This window comes from Actinomycetospora sp. NBRC 106375 (genome assembly GCF_030269665.1).
Taxonomy (GTDB): Bacteria; Actinomycetota; Actinomycetes; order Mycobacteriales; family Pseudonocardiaceae; genus Actinomycetospora.
Window position 1 is genome coordinate 81119 of record NZ_BSTS01000023.1, and the last position, 17544, is coordinate 98662.

The 17544-nt window shown below is 71.1% G+C and carries 15 protein-coding genes; 4 read left to right on the plus strand and 11 right to left on the minus strand.

Features of this window, described 5'->3' with window-relative positions; all coding sequences use genetic code 11:
* From QSK03_RS28305 to QSK03_RS28315, 3 genes are all read left to right on the plus strand, one after another.
* Complete coding sequence (locus tag QSK03_RS28305) at nucleotides 1–2157, plus strand: UvrD-helicase domain-containing protein (protein WP_285658921.1); 2157 nt, start codon at nucleotides 1–3, stop codon at nucleotides 2155–2157.
* Between the two features lie 81 nt (nucleotides 2158–2238).
* Nucleotides 2239–3744: a hypothetical protein gene (locus QSK03_RS28310; protein WP_285658922.1), complete on the plus strand. Its 1506-nt coding sequence runs from the start codon at nucleotides 2239–2241 to the stop codon at nucleotides 3742–3744.
* A 79-nt stretch (nucleotides 3745–3823) separates the two neighbouring features.
* A complete protein-coding gene (locus tag QSK03_RS28315) occupies nucleotides 3824–4264 on the plus strand; it encodes a hypothetical protein (protein WP_285658923.1) in 441 nt (146 codons plus the stop codon).
* Here the strand turns inward: QSK03_RS28315 and mobF are convergent.
* The 11 genes from mobF to QSK03_RS28370 form a co-directional block, all read right to left on the minus strand.
* Nucleotides 4249–8706 (minus strand): MobF family relaxase, encoded by a 4458-nt coding sequence (gene mobF, locus QSK03_RS28320; RefSeq protein ID WP_285658924.1) that lies wholly within the window; start codon nucleotides 8704–8706, stop codon nucleotides 4249–4251. The two genes, QSK03_RS28315 and mobF, sit on opposite strands and share 16 nt — an antisense overlap.
* A 289-nt stretch (nucleotides 8707–8995) precedes the next feature.
* On the minus strand, nucleotides 8996–9871 hold the full coding sequence (locus tag QSK03_RS28325) for a hypothetical protein (protein WP_285658925.1): 876 nt from the start codon (nucleotides 9869–9871) through the stop codon (nucleotides 8996–8998).
* On the minus strand, nucleotides 9861–10241 hold the full coding sequence (locus tag QSK03_RS28330; protein ID WP_285658926.1) for a hypothetical protein: 381 nt from the start codon (nucleotides 10239–10241) through the stop codon (nucleotides 9861–9863). The genes QSK03_RS28325 and QSK03_RS28330 overlap by 11 nt, the downstream gene beginning before the upstream one ends.
* On the minus strand, nucleotides 10238–10963 hold the full coding sequence (locus tag QSK03_RS28335; protein ID WP_285658927.1) for a hypothetical protein: 726 nt from the start codon (nucleotides 10961–10963) through the stop codon (nucleotides 10238–10240). The genes QSK03_RS28330 and QSK03_RS28335 overlap by 4 nt, the downstream gene beginning before the upstream one ends.
* Nucleotides 10960–12399, minus strand: a complete 1440-nt coding sequence (locus tag QSK03_RS28340; RefSeq protein WP_285658928.1) for a hypothetical protein — start codon at nucleotides 12397–12399, stop codon at nucleotides 10960–10962. The genes QSK03_RS28335 and QSK03_RS28340 overlap by 4 nt, the downstream gene beginning before the upstream one ends.
* A gap of 458 nt (nucleotides 12400–12857) precedes the next feature.
* Nucleotides 12858–14732, minus strand: a complete 1875-nt coding sequence (locus tag QSK03_RS28345) for a type IV secretory system conjugative DNA transfer family protein (RefSeq protein WP_285658929.1) — start codon at nucleotides 14730–14732, stop codon at nucleotides 12858–12860.
* Entirely contained in the window at nucleotides 14729–15088 is a 360-nt protein-coding gene (locus QSK03_RS28350; protein WP_285658930.1) for a hypothetical protein, read from the minus strand. The genes QSK03_RS28345 and QSK03_RS28350 overlap by 4 nt, the downstream gene beginning before the upstream one ends.
* Complete coding sequence (locus QSK03_RS28355) at nucleotides 15081–15611, minus strand: hypothetical protein (protein ID WP_285658931.1); 531 nt, start codon at nucleotides 15609–15611, stop codon at nucleotides 15081–15083. Before QSK03_RS28355 ends, QSK03_RS28350 begins: the two co-directional genes overlap by 8 nt.
* A complete protein-coding gene (locus tag QSK03_RS33480) occupies nucleotides 15608–16018 on the minus strand; it encodes a WhiB family transcriptional regulator (RefSeq protein ID WP_502872231.1) in 411 nt (136 codons plus the stop codon). The genes QSK03_RS28355 and QSK03_RS33480 overlap by 4 nt, the downstream gene beginning before the upstream one ends.
* On the minus strand, nucleotides 16015–16248 hold the full coding sequence (locus tag QSK03_RS28365) for a hypothetical protein (RefSeq protein WP_285658932.1): 234 nt from the start codon (nucleotides 16246–16248) through the stop codon (nucleotides 16015–16017). The genes QSK03_RS33480 and QSK03_RS28365 overlap by 4 nt, the downstream gene beginning before the upstream one ends.
* A complete protein-coding gene (locus QSK03_RS28370) occupies nucleotides 16248–16532 on the minus strand; it encodes a hypothetical protein (RefSeq protein WP_285658933.1) in 285 nt (94 codons plus the stop codon). Before QSK03_RS28370 ends, QSK03_RS28365 begins: the two co-directional genes overlap by 1 nt.
* A 199-nt stretch (nucleotides 16533–16731) precedes the next feature.
* On the opposite strand from QSK03_RS28370, the gene QSK03_RS28375 reads away from it, so the two are divergent.
* Entirely contained in the window at nucleotides 16732–17442 is a 711-nt protein-coding gene (locus QSK03_RS28375) for a hypothetical protein (protein WP_285658934.1), read from the plus strand.
* The last annotated feature ends 102 nt before the right edge of the window (nucleotides 17443–17544 follow it).

The window sequence follows — 17544 nt, forward strand, 5'->3', positions numbered from 1 at the left end:
ATGACCAAGTGGCCGGTGAAGCTCGACGGCTCGGTGCGGTCGAAGGCGATGGCCTTCCTGCAGAAGCTCTCCCACGACGACACCACGCCCGGGCTGCACGTCGAGCCCATCAGCGGGTCCGCCGACCCTCGCGTGCGGACCGGGCGCGTCGACCAGTTCTGGCGGGCGGTCATGTTCCGCCTCGACGGCAACGGTGAGCGCCACTACGTCATTCACGGGGTGTGGCCTCACGACGACGCGATCACGGTAGCCGGCTCGGTGCGGCTGTCGATGAACCCGATCAATGGGCTACCTCAGATCGACGAGATAGCCCCAGTGGCGTCCCCTGCCCCGACGTCGATGTCCGTCCCGACCGCATCCGAAGCTCAGACTCCCGACGCGGCGAGCTCCGAGCCGTTGTTGATGCAGCTCGGTCACTCTCGCGCTGCCCTGATCGATCGGCTCGGGGTTCCCGAGGACGTCGCCAACGCCGCGATGGCCGCTCCCGACGAGACCGCGGTCGTCGCCCTCGCCGAACGCCACGAGGGCTGGCTGGGCATGCTGCTCGTCGACCTCGCCGCCGGGGAGTCGATCGACACGGTCGTCGAGCGTCTGGAGCTGGGCGGCACACCCGAGAGCACCGGTGACCAGGACGCCGACCTGCTCGACTCCCTGCGCCGACCGGCCGCCCGCACCCAGTTCTCCTTCATCGAGGACCAGGAGGAGCTCCGCCAGGTCATCGAGCAGGGCGATTTCGGCGCCTGGCGGATCTTCTTGCATCCCGAGCAGCGCCGGTACGTCGACAAGAGCTACAGCGGCCCGTTCCGGCTCTCGGGCGGCGCCGGCACCGGCAAGACCGTCGTGCTCGTCCACCGGGCTCGGGCCCTGGCACGGCGCCGGCCCGACGCACCGATAGTCCTCACCACCTTCACCACCAACCTCGCCGGGTCGCTGCGCGACGGGCTCGCCCGGCTCGACCCACGCGTGCCCCAGGTCGACGGTGTCGGCGAGCCCGGGGTCCACGTCACCGGCGTCGACGCGCTCGCCTCGGCCGTCATCCGCTCCGCCGGCTCCGAGGTGGCAACCGCGGTCCGCGCCGTCCTCGGAGAGGAGCGAGCGCAACCGAACGGACGGACCTCGTCCGCGGGGTGGCGAACGGTCCTCGACTCCGCGTCCACGTCCCTGGCCACGGACATCGCCAACGAGACCTTCCTCACCACCGAGTACGCGCTGATCGTCCTGCCCAACCGGGTCACCACCGAAGCCGCCTACCTCCGGGTCCGCCGGCCCGGCCGCGGTGTCGCCCTCGACCGGGCCAAGCGTGCCGAGGTGTGGTCGCTGATCGCCGCCTACCGGGCGCAGAACCGCATCGAGGGCACGCTCGACTTCGCCGAGGCAGCCGCCGTCGCCGCCGCGCACCTCGAGAGCGCCGGGCCCCTCGCCGATCACGTCCTCGTCGACGAGGGACAGGACCTCTCCCCCGCCCACTGGCAGATGCTGCGCGCGCTCGTCGCGAGCGGACCCGACGACCTCTTCATCGCCGAGGACTCCCACCAGCGCATCTACGGCCCGCGAACCGTCCTCGGTCGCTACGGCATCCGCGTCGTCGGCCGGTCGCAGCGTCTCACGCTGAACTACCGCACCACCGCTCAGAACCTGCGCTACTCGATGGCGATCCTGGAGGGCGGCGAGTACGTGGACCTCGAGGAGCAGCCGGAAGCCAGGGGCTACCGGTCGGCACGCTCGGGGCCCGACCCCCACCGGATCGACTCCCAGTCACTGAGCGACGAGCTGGATTCGGTCGCCCAGCAGATCCGGAAATGGACCGAGAACGGCACCGACCCGGGTACTATCGCCGTCCTCGCGCAGGACCGATTCCACTGCGAGCGACTCGTCACGGGGCTGACCGAGCGGGGCGTGACGGCTCGGCTCGTCGACCGGGAACGGCCCCCGTCGGACCGCGTGCTCGTCATGACGATGCACCGCGCCAAGGGCATGGAGTTCGCCAAGGTAGTCCTCACCGATGTCGGTGCGTCCTCGCCCTCCGAACGAACACGTCTCGCAGCTCTCGACGACTCAGAACGCTCCGACGCGGAGCTCCGCAAACGCTCCTTGACCTATGTTGCGGCCACTAGGGCGCGCGACGAGCTAACCGTCGTGCAACGTGAGCAATCGTAACGCGAAACGAGGTTTCGACCGACTCCGCTGGCTGCCCCATCTCCTGGGTGGCGACGCAAGCGACTGAACGGAAGGGCGCGCATGGAGGACGATCGGTATGTCGACCTTGAGAGTGCCGCACGGCTTCTCGACACGAAAGGGCGGAAGATTCGCCGCGCACTTCGCAGGGGACATTTCCCGGAGCCGGACAACAACAATGGCGACGAACTCTATTGGCTCCGCTCCAAGCTGTTGAGATGGGCGATGCGTTCCGACCCCACTCGCTACGCACGCACAACACCCCTTCCTCTTTGGCCAACTCCTGATCGACCTGCCGACTACAGCGGAACAACGCTAAGCAAGGACAAGAGCGGCCCTATTGTCGTTCAACGATGGCAAACGCAATTCGGCGTCGTCGCAGTGCTGTGGCGCCTAAACGATCCGATCATGCTGCACGCCCTCGACGTGGAACATGACGTCAAGGATGCGGTCCTCCTAGTCCAGGTTGACCCTGGATTGGGCTTTGACGGGCCAGACGCTTCTGCAATCAATCCAAAGGGTGACCGCGAGAAGTACGATATCGCTTGGCGTGACCTCGTGGTCGCGATCGGTCAGCCCGCACCGTTCTGGCCACTCGCGTTGCGAGTTGCGGAGCTCATCACAACATGGCAGCCCGGCGATAGACCAGTTGAGTGGCCTGCGCGCGTCGACCTCACCATCGAGCCACTTCTCGAAGCAGCTATGGCTTACCGGCCTAGCCACCCTACCCACCGCTGCTTGATCAATCTTGTGCAGGTCGATTACGGGTGCTCAACGAAGTCAACCCTTGACGAGCTCGAGCAGCTAGAAGAAGTACTAGCGAGAGCTCACGCTGCTACGGATCCCGACACCGCTCCAAGTAATAGGCTGGCCGTAGCAGCCCGCCCGCTGCCGGTCGCGGAGATCGATGAAGACCTGCCTGAGGCAGACGAGCGCGCCGGATGGCTGGAACTGCTCGGCCGAAGCGATCCCCTGGCCAACCAATGCGTCCGAGAAGTACTCACTTGGAATGGAGGAGGTCGATTCCCTTATAGCCGGAGCGTAGAGATTGACGTGGCATCCGAGGCGGCTACCCAATGGATCAACAGACTGCAGCCGATTAGGCGAACTGCTGGATTCTGCGTTCTCGACATGCAGACGGGATACGAGATCATAGGCACCTTAATTGATCCTCTGACCGACGCCCCGGCGGGCCGCAATGTGGACGGGCAGGTATTTGCAGCTACTCCGCAGCGCCTACCGACCGCAAGTTCGCTGGCCGCTATCGAGCTAGGCGGCAAGAACAATGTCTGGGTGTACACCGAGGACGGCAACGTCTACCCGGCGCCAGAGCGATCGCACGGCGGCTACGGCTGGGGCTACGGCGGTACCGGAGCGATGCATCTGGGCTGGCTCATGGACGCGCTCCTAGATGACATCACGGCCGCGGGAGCTGGACTGTCCTCGTCAGGCCACACTGTGCCCGAGGGCCTCAAGAGTTTAGTCCGGCAGCCCTGGCCAAGTGGTACCAAGTTTGATCGCTCGCAGCTTCAGGCCGCCCGCGAAGGTCGTCCACCTTCTCTGAGCTGAAGACTGTGATCAACTCCGAGGCCGTCGTCCGGCGTGCCACTTCCTCGCATTTGCGAGGGGAGAGTGCCACGCTGAGTGCGTGGAGGTCACGCACGCGGACATCGCCAGCATTCCGCCCGGCAATGTTCGCGTGCCCGACTGCGACTTCATCGCGGTGTGGCGTGGCGCGACAGCCCGCGGTGCCGAGGCGGCCGCTAGTGGTGTCACGGACTGGTACGCCGGAGCAGTCGCGCTGACCTGCCGCTGGATTGCCGCCGCGCCCACGCGCACCTCACGAGGTGGCGCCTTGACCCGCTCGCCGGCGAGGAGAAGGAGGGTGCTTGCCTACGAGGAGCTGATCGAAGAGGAATTCCTCGCTGCGCAGGACCTCGAGCAGCGGCGTCCTGACCTTGCCGCCCGACCTGGCTGGTGCGAGGGGGTGCGGGCGACGCTGTCGTGGGCGTGGCGGGCAGAGGGTCCGCCCCCGCTTGAGCTGCCCGTGGCGGACGAGCTCGACGACGCCAATCACGCCTCAGCATGATCGACCGCGTCGGTATCTTCGATGTCGGCGCCCTCCTCGATGCCCGTCTCGTTGACCCGGTCGTCGGCCTCGTCTCGCGCCTGCCAACCGCCGAGCTGATCGGCGCGGTGTTGCTCTTCCTCGCGCGCGTCGATCTCGTCGCGCGACCGCATCTCGGCGAGGGCTCGGTTGGCACGATCGATCGCCGCTGAGGTCTCGTCGGCGGTCGGGACCCGCACGTTGTCCTCGGCGGCTTGAGCCGGCTCCGCATCGGCGATCTCGCGTATGTCGGGTTCAGGCGGTCGGTGAATGCCCTGGTGCTCGTCCGCGATTGGCTCGTCGTCCAGGACCTCGCCCGACTCCGGCTGGTCCTGTTGGGCCTTCTCCGCACCCTCGTCGTCGATGTCCACGGGGCGGTCGGTGACGTCAGCGTCGGTCACCTCGCGGTGGGCTTCCTCGCTCGCGACGGCCTGGCGGTGCGCCGCAAGCCACTCCTGCGCAGTGACTTCGGGCTCAGGCACGACATCGTCGGCGTGGCGGGCTGCGAGCTCGGCCTTCGCGCGTTCGGCGGCCGCGCGAGTGCCGGCGGTGTGCGCGAGCCAGCGGGAGCGGGCGTCGTCGACCTCGGCGAGTTCGCCCGCGCGGGCGGTGAGTGTGCCTGCGAGCGCCTCGGTGGTATCGGCGGCCTTGTGCAGGCGCTCGCGTTCGGCTTCGTCAGGGGCGGCTTGGGCTTCGGCGCGGCGGAGTTCGGCGTCCTGGCGGGCGCGGTCGGCGGCCTGGTTCGTGCCGGCGAGTTCGTTGGCGACGTAGCGGGGCGCCCATGCGGCTTCGCGTTCGTGGGCGCGTACGCGGAGCCGGAGTTGGCCGTCGGAGAGCTCGAGTTCTTCGCGGTCGATGTCGGGGCGGCCGAGGGCTTGCCAGGCGGCGCGGTAGGAGGCGTAGGCCTCGACCTTGCCGGGTGCGGGCGCGGGACCGAGGGCATCGTCGGGATCGTCGTGGCCCTGCAGCTCGCGCCAGTTGGCGACCGCCCCTGCGGCGTCGAGCCACTCCTCTCGCTCCTGGGGGTCGGCAGGCACGCGCCCGAGTGCCTCTGTCAGCCAGGGCTGCGGGGTCTCGGCGAGCTCCTCGGCGAGCTCAGCTGTCCGTTGATCAGCGGCGTCGGCAAGGGCCTCCAGATACTGGTCCCAGTCGGGGCGGCCGGTGCCAGGCGTCCACTCGCGCCACGTCGTCCCTTGTGGGTCAAAGGTGTGGGCGTCGCGGATGCGGGCATGGATGACGTTGGTGAGGTTGCGGGCGCCGTCGAGAGGCCGATCGGCGACGGCATCGTGCAGGACCTGCTCGGCGTTCTTGCCGGAGATCTCCGCGCGGCGCAGCACGCGCGTGAGGCTGGCGGCACCGTCCTCGGCAGCGAGCCGGACGCGGTCGTCGCCGGTGATCACTCCGTCGGCGGCGAGTCGGTCGAGCCACCGGCCGGTGCGTTCGGTCGCGGCCAGGGCCGCGGCGTCGGCGAACAGCTCGCCCGCTGTGCGGGTGGTTGCTGCGTCGGCGGCGGACTCGGTGGCGATGGCCAGCGCCGACTTGGCGTCGAGTCCGTCGTCCTTGGCCATGACCGCTGCGAGCACGGCGATGGGGTCGCGGTGGACGGAGTGGTCGGCGGCGAGTCCGTGGGCAGGGTCGGTCGGGCCGGTGACGGTGGTGACATGGGCGGTGTTGGCTTGCTGGCCTCGGCTAAGCCCCACGTAAGCCGCGGCGCGGCTGGTGGCCGGGGTGATGACCTGGTGGCCGGTGTCGACGGTGGCGCCCTGCGCGGAGTGGACGGTGCCGGCGTAGGCGAGGGAGACATCGGCGTCGACGTACTCGGCGGGGAGCACGATCGGTCGGTCCGACGCGCGTTCGAGGCCTGCCGCCTCGCCGTCGGTGCGGATGACGGTGAGGGAGCCGTCGTCGCCGACGGCGGTGACGCGGTAGGTCTCGCGGTTGATGGGTCCGCGGTGGTTGCCGGCGTGCCCGGTCAATTCCCAGCCGTTGCGGCGCGCGGCGACGACATCGCCGACCCCGGCGTAGGTGCCGTCGCGCCCGAGGAGCGCGCCGTGTTCGGCGACGCGTCCGAGGCGGACGAGGTCGGCGCGCAGGGAGGCGTTGAGTCGGGCGGCCTGGTCGTTGGTGTCGACGATCAGTAGAGAGCGTCGGCCGGCGAGGGTGTCGGCCAGCCACGCCCGCGAGGCGGAGGTCTCGGCGTCCTCGAGGCGGCCGCCGTCGATGAGGCGGCCGTGGCGGTGGTAGTGGCGCAGCACGATCTCGTCGCCGTCACGCAGACGCAGGGAGGCGGGGCCTTCCCAGTCGTGGTGGAAGCGGCGGGCCTCGGCGAGCTCGTAGCGGGTGCCGGTCTGTGCGACGAGGTCCATCGCGCCACCGGCGCCGACGGCGGCGAGCTGGCGGTGGTCTCCGACGAGCAGGAGCTTGGCGCCGGCGGCTTCGGTGTGGGTTCGGACGGCGGTGAGCGCCGAGGTGTCGGACATCGCCGACTCGTCGACGACCACGAGGTCTCCGGGCGACAGGGTCCACGCTGCGTCGGCGGGGTGCGGACGGTCGGCGTGCGCAAGGCGCTCTTGGGTCTTGAGCCAACGTTCGACGTTGCGGGCGGTGAGGCCTTCGTCGGTGAGGACGTCGGTGGCGACCTGGCTGGTCGCCATGCCGAACACGCGGCCGGCGGCGCCGCCGCGCAGGTCGGGATCGGACCACGCGCGGGCAATGGTGCCGACGACGAAGCTCTTGCCGGTCCCGGCCGGCCCGACCAGGGTCTCGACCTTCGCACCCGAGGTGAGTACGCCGCGGACGGCGGCCGCCTGGTCGACGCCGAGCTCGAGTCCGGCTTCACGCAGCTGGGTCAGGAATCGGTCGGCGACGAAGTGCGGTGCCGCTGCGGCCTCGCCCCGTCGGGCGGCGGCGACCATGGCCCGCTCGGAGTGCACATGATCAGGCGTGGCGTAGAGCCGCGCGCCCGGCGCTTGGTAGGCCGAGGAGCCGTCGGCCAGACGCAGCTGATCAGGTAGGGCGTCGTCGCCGGGGCGGGCGGCGTCGAGCGGCGTGGCCAGGGCGATGCCCTGGTCGGTGAGTCGGTCGAGCAGCGCGGTGACGTCGTGGCCGTCGGCGACGCCGAGCGTGTCGGGCAGGGCATTGTTGATCGCGCGGGTGAGATCGGCGCGGGTCCAGCCGGCCTTCTTGTCCTGGACCTCGGCCAGCGCGGTCTCGAGCACGGCGGTCGGCGACCAGGAGTCGACCGCCGGTCCCGACTCGCGCCTCGCGGCGAGGACATCGTCGGCGACGCCGCGCAGGCCGCCGGCGACCTCGTCGCGCAGCTGGCGGTCGATGCGGTCGAGGAGCTGCTCGCGGGTCTCGCCCTCGTGGGACTTCGCGCGACGGGTGACCATGGTGGCCTGGCGCGAGAGCCGGTCACGTTCGAGGCCGTTGGCCTCGCGGTCGTGGCGGGCCTCGAAGTCGGCGATGAGCTCGGCTGCCTTCGCGGTCACGGCGCGGCGACGGGAGGAGAGCAGGTCGGTGGCGGTCTCGTCGACGCCGATGACCTCGCGGGCCTTGCCGTCGGGGCGCATCGCGAGCCGGACACCGAGGGTCTGGGTGAGGCGCTCTTCGGTGGTGCGCTCGCCGACCGCGGCGGCGGCCGGGCGGAAGCGGTAGATGCTGCGCCCGTCCAGGGTGCGCCACTGCCCGTCCGGACCCTCGACGCGGTTGAGGATCGGGTTGTGGATGTGCAGCTGCGGGTCGTGGTCACGGGAGTCGTGCTGGAAGAACGACGTGCCGACCCAGTCGTGGGCGTCGACGTAGCGCCCGGCCGCTCCCCCGTGGTGACCCACACGCGCGTAGCCGGCGTGCTCGGCGAGGTAGCCCAGGGCAGCGTTGTTGCCGGCCCAGATGGCGTCCTCGACGGCCTGTCGGTACTCGCCCCACGCCGCCGCGGCCTCGGTGTCGCCCGCCGCCCGGGCGGCGACTTCCTGGGCTTCGAACGCGGTGTGCAGCACGGTGACTGACTTCTGAACGCTGAACGTGGCGTCCAGGAAGGCAACGTTGTGCCGGGCCTGCTTGCCCGCCTCGACCTGGAGTTCAGCGCGGCGTTCAGCCGAGGCGTCCGGCTCGCGGTCAAGCGCCGCGGCGTACAGCTCGTCCTCGGTGGCGTACCGCCGGCCGCGGTGACCAAGGGTCGGAACCTCGTCCCACCGGTCCGGGTCCCGGAACGCCTCGTGGCGTGGGTCGAGGAAGTGCTCGTAGACCGCGCGCATGTCCTGCGGGTCGACCAGGCCCCTCAGGCCGAGCTTCTCGGCACCGCTCCCCCACCAACGACCCGGCGGCTCGCCGTCGGTGACCGCGCCCGTGTAGTAGTTCTCGCGGCCGACGGCCACTTCCTTGAGCAGGTAGTCCGGCGAGTAGCCCGACGCGACGCTCAGCATCCGGACGACCTTCGCTGCGGTGCTGCGGGCCGCCCTTGAAGATCAGCGAGGCGGGCCGGTCGCCAACGGCGTGTTTCGAGCCGGCCGAAGGCCGGCCCGCGCCCGGGGATCGTGATGCATAGGTGTGCGGCTCTTGATCTTTCCCTTGATCCTTTCGTCCTTCGGTCCTGTTGCTCGTGTCTTGTCGTCTGTTCGGCGTAGTGATCGGTGCCGGGAAGTGGTCTCGGTTCTTGATCTTTCTTCTTGCTCTGGTTCTTGGCTGTGGTCGCGGTGATCGGCTCGTCGGTGGTCATGGCTGGGCCTCGTCGGTGGCGTCGGGGTCGGTGGTGTTGATCAGGCGTAGGGGCAGCGGTCGGTCCCGGAGCGCCTTGAGCGCGGCCGAGGCGGTGCCGCGGCTCACCGCGGCGGCGTCCTCGAGCTCGGAGACCGTCGGCCAGGCACCGTGGCGCTGGGCGTGCAGGGACGCGGCTGCCTCGGCCCGGTCGCGGGCGGGCGAGGACGCGGTCCGGGACCGGTGCGGCGTGGCCGAGCCGGCGTCAGCGCCCCCGTGAGCGGCAGGCTGGGTGCCGCTGCTCGGCCATGGCTGAACGGGCGGCGGGAGGCCCTCGGGCTGAACAGCCGGCGTGGTGAACGGGTCGGGTTGAACGCTGCTCGGTTGAACGGCGGGCTGGTCGAACGGCTCGGCGTCGGCGGCGGCCTGCTGAACGGCCAGCTGGACGACGGGCTCCGCTGTCGCCAGGAGGTAGAGCAGGTGGGCGACGACGGCGGCCGCGATGGCCGGCCACGCGCCGACCCCGAAGCGCAGCGCCGGCGCGACGGCGACGGTGGGGCCACCGGCGAGGTAGGTGGCCTGGGCGAGCCCCGACAGTCCGGCCGCGGTCACGACGACCGCCCACGCGTAGCGCGCCGCGCCGTCGCGAAGCCTGGCGGTCGCGCCGTAGGCGACGAGAGCCAGCCCGTCAGTGATCAGTGGATAAAGCCAGGCGATCCCGGCGGGGACTCGGGACGCGATGGCGACCTCGAAGAGGCCGTGAGCGGTGGCGACCGCCGCGCCGAGAGCGACCGCGAGGCCGGGCAGCCACAGCACGCCGAGCCGTGCGCCGCCGGGCGGAGCTCCTCCCGGCCTTGCCTCCGCCGACGGTCCGCCCGTGGCGTCAGTCCGCATCGCCGGCGCCATGCTGTGAGACCTCAGGAGTGTGCCCAGAAGCGACGGCGAGGTCGCGCCCCTGGCTCTCGTCCCCGTGGCCCGCGAGCCGAAGCGTGGCGCGCGAGGTGGCGAGCTTCGCGGCCACCGCCGGATCGTCGTCGCGTCGAGCCGGGCTCCCATCCTCAGTGGCTCGTGCGGAGTGGTCTCTACCGGCACGTCGCTCCAGGTCGGCAACGGTCCGTCGCAGGTCATCGAGGGTGCCGCAGAAGCAGACGTAGGTGGGCCACAGCACGCGGAGCCGACCGATGAGGTGGTCCCACTCCGCGCGCTCCGCCGCTTCCCGGGCCTTGCGCTGCACCTTGGTCTCTGCTGGCACGGCGGCCGTCATCGCGACCACCCGCCGGACTGGCTCGAACCGTTCATGGCAGTACTGATGTCCGACTCGTGACGGCCGGCTGCGGTCGGTGCCGGCTCGGGAGCCGCTCGATCGCGGGCGGTGGCCCACCAGCACGCGATGGTGGTGAGCGCGTCCGTGCTCGGCACGGGCGAAGCGCCGCGAGGGGTGCTGTTCCAACCGAGGCGGGTCTGGTGGTTCTCGCGCGAGCACGAGCCGACCGAGGAGCGCAGCCGGCGAACAACGCCAGGACGCTGGCGGTCGTGCCAATCCCCTGCGAGCTGCACCGAGGCGCCGCGGCCGTCGTAGGCGGCGCGCCAAGCGTGCATCAGCCAGACCAGCTCCTCGATGACGTCGGGATGCCAGAGCCAGCACTCGGGCAGCACCGCGGCGCCGTCGGGGTAGCGCAGGAACACCGCGTGCAACCAGCGCGCGAGCTCCTCGAGCAGCGCGACGAGGCCGTCCGAGTCCGGCGGCGCCGTGAGCCACGATGGCGCGACCGTGGGTCCAGGACGTGCGGGGACAGCGGCAACGGCGTCCGCCAGCTGGGCGACGGTGCGCGCAAGGTCGTCGACGCGGGTCGGGGTGCCGACCAGGGCCTCGAGGCCGCGGCGCAGCCCGTCGACCTCGCGGGCCAGTCCGGCCAGCGCCTCCACGCGGGCGAACTCCTCGCCGTCGCCTCCGCCCCCCGGCGGGCCGGGTGGCCGGCGGGTCATCGCCCCCACCCGCCCTCGTCGGCTCCGTCGTCGGCGATCTCGCTGCCCCGCGTTTCGGACGTGTTGGGGGAACGGTGGTCGTTCTCGTGCCAGCGGGCGAGCTGTTCGCGACGCTCCTCGCCTTCGCCCTCGGCACTCGTGCCCTGGGCGGCGAGCGTGGCGCGCAGGCCGTCGATGCGCTGGCGCAGCCGCTGCGGGTCGCCGGGGCCGTCGAGCTGGTCGTCATGCCGCTCCGCCGGCGCCGACGCGTCGGGCTCGCCCTGCTCGTCTCGGGGCAGGTCGTCCAGGGCGTCGCTCGTGGGCAGGGGCGCGAGATCCGCGAGGGCTTCGAGCCGGTGGTACTCGGCCCACGCGTGGGGATCGGAGTCGTGAGCTCGATCGGAGAGGACCGCACGCTCCCCGGCGTCTTGCAGCGCGTCCTCGACCTCGGTCAGTGGCCGCGGCGCCCATCCCGTCGGTGGGGCGGTGTGCTCGGCGAGCCACGCAGTGCGTGCCGCTGTTTCCGCGTCGGAGGCGGGTTCGCGCCAGTCAGGCTCGCCGTGGTCGGCGGCGGGGTTGTAGGGGGTGGTCTCGTCGGGACGGCTGTCGAGGTAGGCCTCGTGCTGGGTCGCCGTCCAGGTAGCCGGCTGGGTCGCGCGGACCTGGTCGGTCAGCGCTCGATGCTCGCCGGCGGTCAGCGGGCGGAAGCCGCCAGGCTCCGCCGGGTCGAAGGCGACGTGCCCGTCTCGCTCGGCGATCGCGAACGCCGCGTCCCAGTCCCCCGTCGGCTCAGCTCTCCGAGCGGCATCGTCGTCGGCGAATGCCGGTATAGCGGCCTCGGCGACCCGGCCATCGAGACGTACCACCTGGCCGGTGTCGGGGTCGGTGTAGATGTCGGTGTCCGCGTCGTAGCCGGCGACGTCCACCCCAGCGCCCTGGGCGAGGCTCTGCGCCCGGTCGGCCCGCTCCTCGAGGGTCAGCTCCCGGGCCGCGTAGCGCCGCCTGCCCCCCTCGGGGTCGGCTGACGCCTCGTCGGCGGTGAGGACGTGCGCAGTCGGGATGTCCTCACGGGGCCCCGGGTCCTCGATCTCCAGCGGTCGGAGCGCGTGGTCGAGCTCCCGGCGCCACGTCGTCGTCTCGGCGGCGAAGGCGTGGTCGTAGTCCTCGCGGACCAGCCCGATGTAGCCGGCGACCTGCGCCGGGATGCTGACCGCGGGCCGCCCGGCGGCGCGGCGTTCGGCTTCGGCCCAGGCGTCGTCGAGGTCGCGTCGCGCGGCGGCCTGATCGGAGGGGCTGCCGGTGTGGGCGATCTCGTCGCAGTACTCGGCCCAGGCGATGAGCTCCCGGGTGGTGAGCTGGCTGAGCGGCCGTGTCGGGTCCGGAGTCGGCCAGCCCAGCGCTTCCGCCGGAACCTCGCCCGCGTCGATGTTGCTGTCGTGTTGGGTGCGGTCGGTCATCGGAGGCTCCTCGGAGGAGACGGGGTTCGCATCGAGCTCGGGAAGCTCGTCGGTGAGGGGGGCCGCGGTAGCGGTCCTGGTCGAAGGCCATTCCGGCGGCGGTGGCGGCCTGCTCGGCGCGCTCGACCTCCATCGCGTACTCGGTGAGGGAGATCTCGGAGGTCGTTCCGGTGGCAGCGGCGATGTCGTCCCAGCTGGCGCCCTGCTCGCGGGCGGCGGCCACGGTCTGCCAACGCCACCCCTCGAGCTGAGTCGCCAGTTCGTACTGGGCGGCGAGCGCCTCGAGGGCTGACGGCACCCTGCGCTTTCCTCGCCGGCGACTAGGGCGTGGAGGGTGGCGGCGCGTTCGCCGTCTCCCGTGGTGGTGGCGCGATGAGCGGCGCGAGCGAGGACGTCTCGGCTGTTCCAGGCCTGCCAGGTCGCGAGCAGCCGAGCAAGGCCGGCCGCTTCGGAAGTCGTCACGGCTGCCACCACTCGGCGTCACGCAGCGGGTCGGGCTCACGCCGGTGGGTCGGCTCGTCGCCGGGACCGGTCCGCGGATCGACGTCGATGACCATCGGGGTTGAACCACCCCGGGGCGGCTGCCAGTCCGGAACCGTCGCGCGACGCCGGCTCGTGGCCCACCGCCGCGTGCTTCGCGCCAGGCTCGGAAGGCCGGCTTCGACCCACCCCCGGGCCCGCCGCCAGCGGCCGCGCCACCCCGTCGCCGCGGCTGCGCCGTGCTGGGCGCGGACGTCGCGGCGGTCCCAGGCCATCCGGGCCCGCCCGATGACCGGGGCGATCCCGCGGCGGTAGGTCACGACTCGCTTGGCGGGCAGGTTCGCGATCTGGGCCGGGGACAGCACCGGCACCTTGCGGACAGTCTTGCTCGCGACGCGGCCGCGCATGTCGGTGGTGGTGATCCGCTCGTCGCGTTCCCCGGCCAACGTGGACCAGAACTGCAGGTCGGACTGGTCGCGAGTGCCGCCGAAGAGCAGCACCGATCCGGTGTTGTTCAGGATGGTCGCGGTCTTGTACTCGCCGTAGCGGCCGAGGAGCTGGGCGCGGGACTGGAACGACGCGACGATCGTGACCCCGCGACCGCCCATGTCCGCGGTCCAGTTCTCCAGTGGCACCGGCGAGACCAGCGCGGCCTCGTCCATCGCCAGCAGCAGCGGCGGGTCCAGCCGACCAGCCGGTTTCGCGACCGCGAGCCGACGCGCTTCGCGGGCGATGTGCCCGGTCAGCGCGCACACGAGCGCGCCGGTGTCGGCCTCGTCGGCGCCGAGCATGAACACCGTCGCCCGGGTCGCGAGCAGCTCGGCGACGTCGAAACCCTGACCCGACGCGGCCGCTGCGGCGGCGGGGTGGTTGAGCCATCCCAGCGTCGGCATGATCGAGTTGGTGATCGACGTGCGCGTGCGGTCGTTGGTGGTGACGAACTGCTCGGCGGCCTTGTCGAACGACTCCACCTGCGAGCGACGCAGCAGTGCGGGGACCTCGCGGGCGGCGCGGTCGTTGTCGGCCACCCACCCGAGCACGTCACGCATCGATCCCCCGCCGAGCGCGGCGGCGTGCAGCAACGCCGCGAGCACCCGGCGGGCCTGCGCGTCCCACCGCTCTGCGTCGCCGCTGCTGGCGCGCGAGGTGGCGGAGACCATGTCGGTGGCGCGTTCCATCGCGGTCACCGGATCGGTGCAGCCGGTGAGTGGGTCGAACGCGATCGTCGTGGCGATCCCGCCCAGCCCGACGGGGTTGAACACGAATACCGGGCCGCGGCTGTTCCGACGTATCGGCCCGCAGAGCTCGAGCAGATCGGTGCGCGTCGAGGTCACGACCACGGCGCCGGGGGCATCGAGGACCCGGCCGGCGAGCCAGCCGGTCTTGCCGGTGCGTGGGCCGCCGAACACCAGAGTCACGTCCTCGACCGAGGACCACACGCGCTGCACCCCGACTCGGCACAGCTCGACCCCGACCGCCGATGTCGGCACCCCGAGTCGCTCCCGCGCTGACATCGCGGCCAGCGAGGGGCGGACGGTGCACGCGCGGCGGCGCGTTGCGACGGTGCCCGCGTGCCGGGCCACGTCGACGGTCGAGGCGACCCCGGCGCGGCGCCGTGAGCGCGCCGACCACCGAGTCACCTGCGCCCGAGAGCGTGACCAGCGCTGCCATCCGACCAGTGCGACCAACGCCGAGAGGGCGATCACCGCCGGCCACGACAGGGCCTGCAGCAGCGTCGTCGCCGGCAGACCCGCCAGCGCTCCGCAGCACACGGCCTGACGGATGGCGCCGCGCATCACCAGCACCGCGGCCGCGCCGAGCAGTACCACCAGGATCAAGAGCGTCGTGATCACCGCGACCACCCGCCCTCGGCCCGACGTCGATCGCCGAGATCGGCGACATCGGTGGTATCGGCCAGCCAGTAGCCACCGCCAGGGCGGCCGAGCTGGAAGCGGACGCCGTCGCCGGTGATGCGCCACGCCCACGCCCGCGCGGCGTCGTCGGTCATCGCCTCGTCGGTGCGGCCCACCAGGACCGCGTCGATGAACAGGGCCCACGTCACCGGTCCGCCGCACGGGGCCTCGCCGAGCTCCAGCCCGAACGAGCTGCGAGCGACGTCCGCGCGGACCAGCTCGACCCCGAGCAGCAGCGGCGTCGTCGAGGGCGCCGCCGCTCCGAGTGACGTTGTGGTCGGCCTCCGGCTAGTCATCGGTGTCTCCCTCCTCGCGTCGGAATGCCTCGAGTGCCGCCGTCTGGCGGGCGCAGTCGTCGTCGTGGCCGACCTCCCGGTCGTCCGGGTGAGTCGCGAACGGACCTGCGTCACGGACACGGGCGCGGCAGGTCGTGCAGGTCCAGACGGCAGACGGCGGAGGCTGCGTGGCCGGCGCCAGCGGGCGCCGCTCGATCAGCCAGTCCCACGCGGCCTCGGCTCGCGTGCCGTCGTGGGACCAAACCGGCAGCTCGAGTGCGACACCCACGTCGTCCCAGGTGCGCCCGGCGCCGCGGGCTCGGAGAGCCCATTCGCGGAGCGCTCCCGCCGTGACGTCGGCGACCAACTGTGCTGCCCTCAGTCCGGCCAGTGGTTCGTCCAGCACGGTGCGGGACAGACCGTGGAAGCCTTCGATCGGCTCCTCGATCTCGTGGGCCTCGTAGGCCGAAACTGCGACTCGTCGGACGTGCTCGCGGGTCGCCGACGCCGCTTGTTCCCTGCGGCTGATCTCGATCGCGCTCATCCGGCACCCCCGCCGCACCGGTGCCCGTGGTCACGACGGAGTTGAGCGGCCCAGCGCTCGACGGTGCGGACGCTGACCCCGCAGAGCCGTGCGACCTCCGGGTGAGAGCGGCCCTCCAGGAGAAGTGCGCGCCACCGTGGCGGAGGCAGGACGGTCGCCGGACGAACCGCCCGACGCTCGCTCTCGGTGAGACCGCCGGCGATCCCGTGCGGGACCCGCTGCAACGCGTCGCGCAGGCACGCCACGCGCACCGGGCACCGGTGACAGACCGACTTGGCCGCCGCCACCTGCGCCTCGTACGTCGGTCCGTCCGTGGCGGCCGGGAAGAAGAGCTCCGGGTCCTGGTCGCGGCACGCAGCGAACGCACGCCAGTTCCAGAACGTCAGCTCACGCTCGTCGGGGCTCATCGCGTGCCGCCGTCAGCGTCCGAGGTCCCACCGAGCGCCGGAGTGGTCGCCTGGTCGACGGCGGACATGAAGGCGGAGATCGCGTCAGGGATGCCCTGTCCCACGGGTGTCCCGATGAACAGGACGAGGGCCACGAGGGAGAAGACGACGGCGCCGGCCGCCGAGCGGGTCTTGGCGCAGATGAAGGCGCCGAGGACGGCAATGAGGATCAGGAGTCCGACGCTCGACATCACGCACCTCCGACCAAGCGGTTGTCGGGGTGGGCCATGGCCGCGGCTGCATCGGAGCCGGCCGCCCATTCCTCGGCGATGGCCCGGTTCACATACCAGCGGTTGCCGATTCGACGTGCCGGAAGGATGTGCGGAATGAGCCTGCGAATCCGCTGACAGTTGGTGCTCGCCGAGCCGTTCTTACCGACTTCCCCGAACCACAGCCGTGCGACATCTTCCACGGTGATCAGTAAGCCACCGTCGATGCGCCCGGCATCGCTGACCGTTGCTTCGTCGTCGTTCATGCCCGCTCCCGCTCTCACGTCCCTTGCGCTGCAGCTCGATGAGCCACCAGTGACTGACGTGGTGAACGGTGCTAGGAGCAGCCGTAGCGTTACGACACCTTGGCTGTCGCGTTCTCGGCCTCGACGTCTAATCTCGTTGCGTCTGTGTCTCGTCTTGTCGTAGTATCGAAGTACTCATTCCCCAGCATGGTGAGACCACATGGCCGATCCCGTCGTCCTCCGAGACCTCCTGCGCGAGAAGCACTGGCAGCAGTACCAAACGTTTCTGCGCGAGTACGACAAGGCCGCGTCGACCGTCGACAGGTCGCTCGTCGGTACGGCTCCCAGCCGAGCCCAGCTGCATCGATGGCAGTCGGGAGAACTCAAGGGGCTGCCGCATCCTCGGCACTGCGAGGTCCTGGAGGCGATGTTCCCGGGGCTGCGGGCAACCGAGATGTTCGTGCCGGCGCAGCGCAACGGCGACTCACCGACATCGCCGCTCACTGCCGCGGTCGAGGACGGCCTCGAAGGTGTCGCGCCGGTGCCGTCGGCCTGGTCGGCCGCACGACCTTCAGCCGAACCCGCAGGCCTCGCACCAGGCAAGACGTTCCAGGGCCCGGCGCAGGACCGTGCCGAGTCACTCGCGCGTGCTCTGCAACTGCTCGGCAAGCGCCTGCGCATCTCCGAGCAGGAGATCGCTGACCTGGCGCTCCTCGCCGGCAACCTCGTCGACCTCGCGCTCGACTGCTCCATCGACATCGACTCCGAGGGATGGGGCGCAGTCACCTACCGGTTCGAACTGCTGAACCTCACCGACGCGCCCGTCAACCGGCTTCTGCGCGAGCAATGGTTCGAGAACACCGAAGGGGTGCGGATAGAGCCCCACTCGAGCAGCGATCGCCGAGTGTCGATCCCAATGCCGCTGACTTAGGGTCCGCCGCGGGAGGCGACTGCAGCGGAATAGTGTCTGGTCGTTTAATAGTCTCTCTGCCTCGCGGCGCGTCGAAAGAATCTTTCGCGAAGATCTGATTCA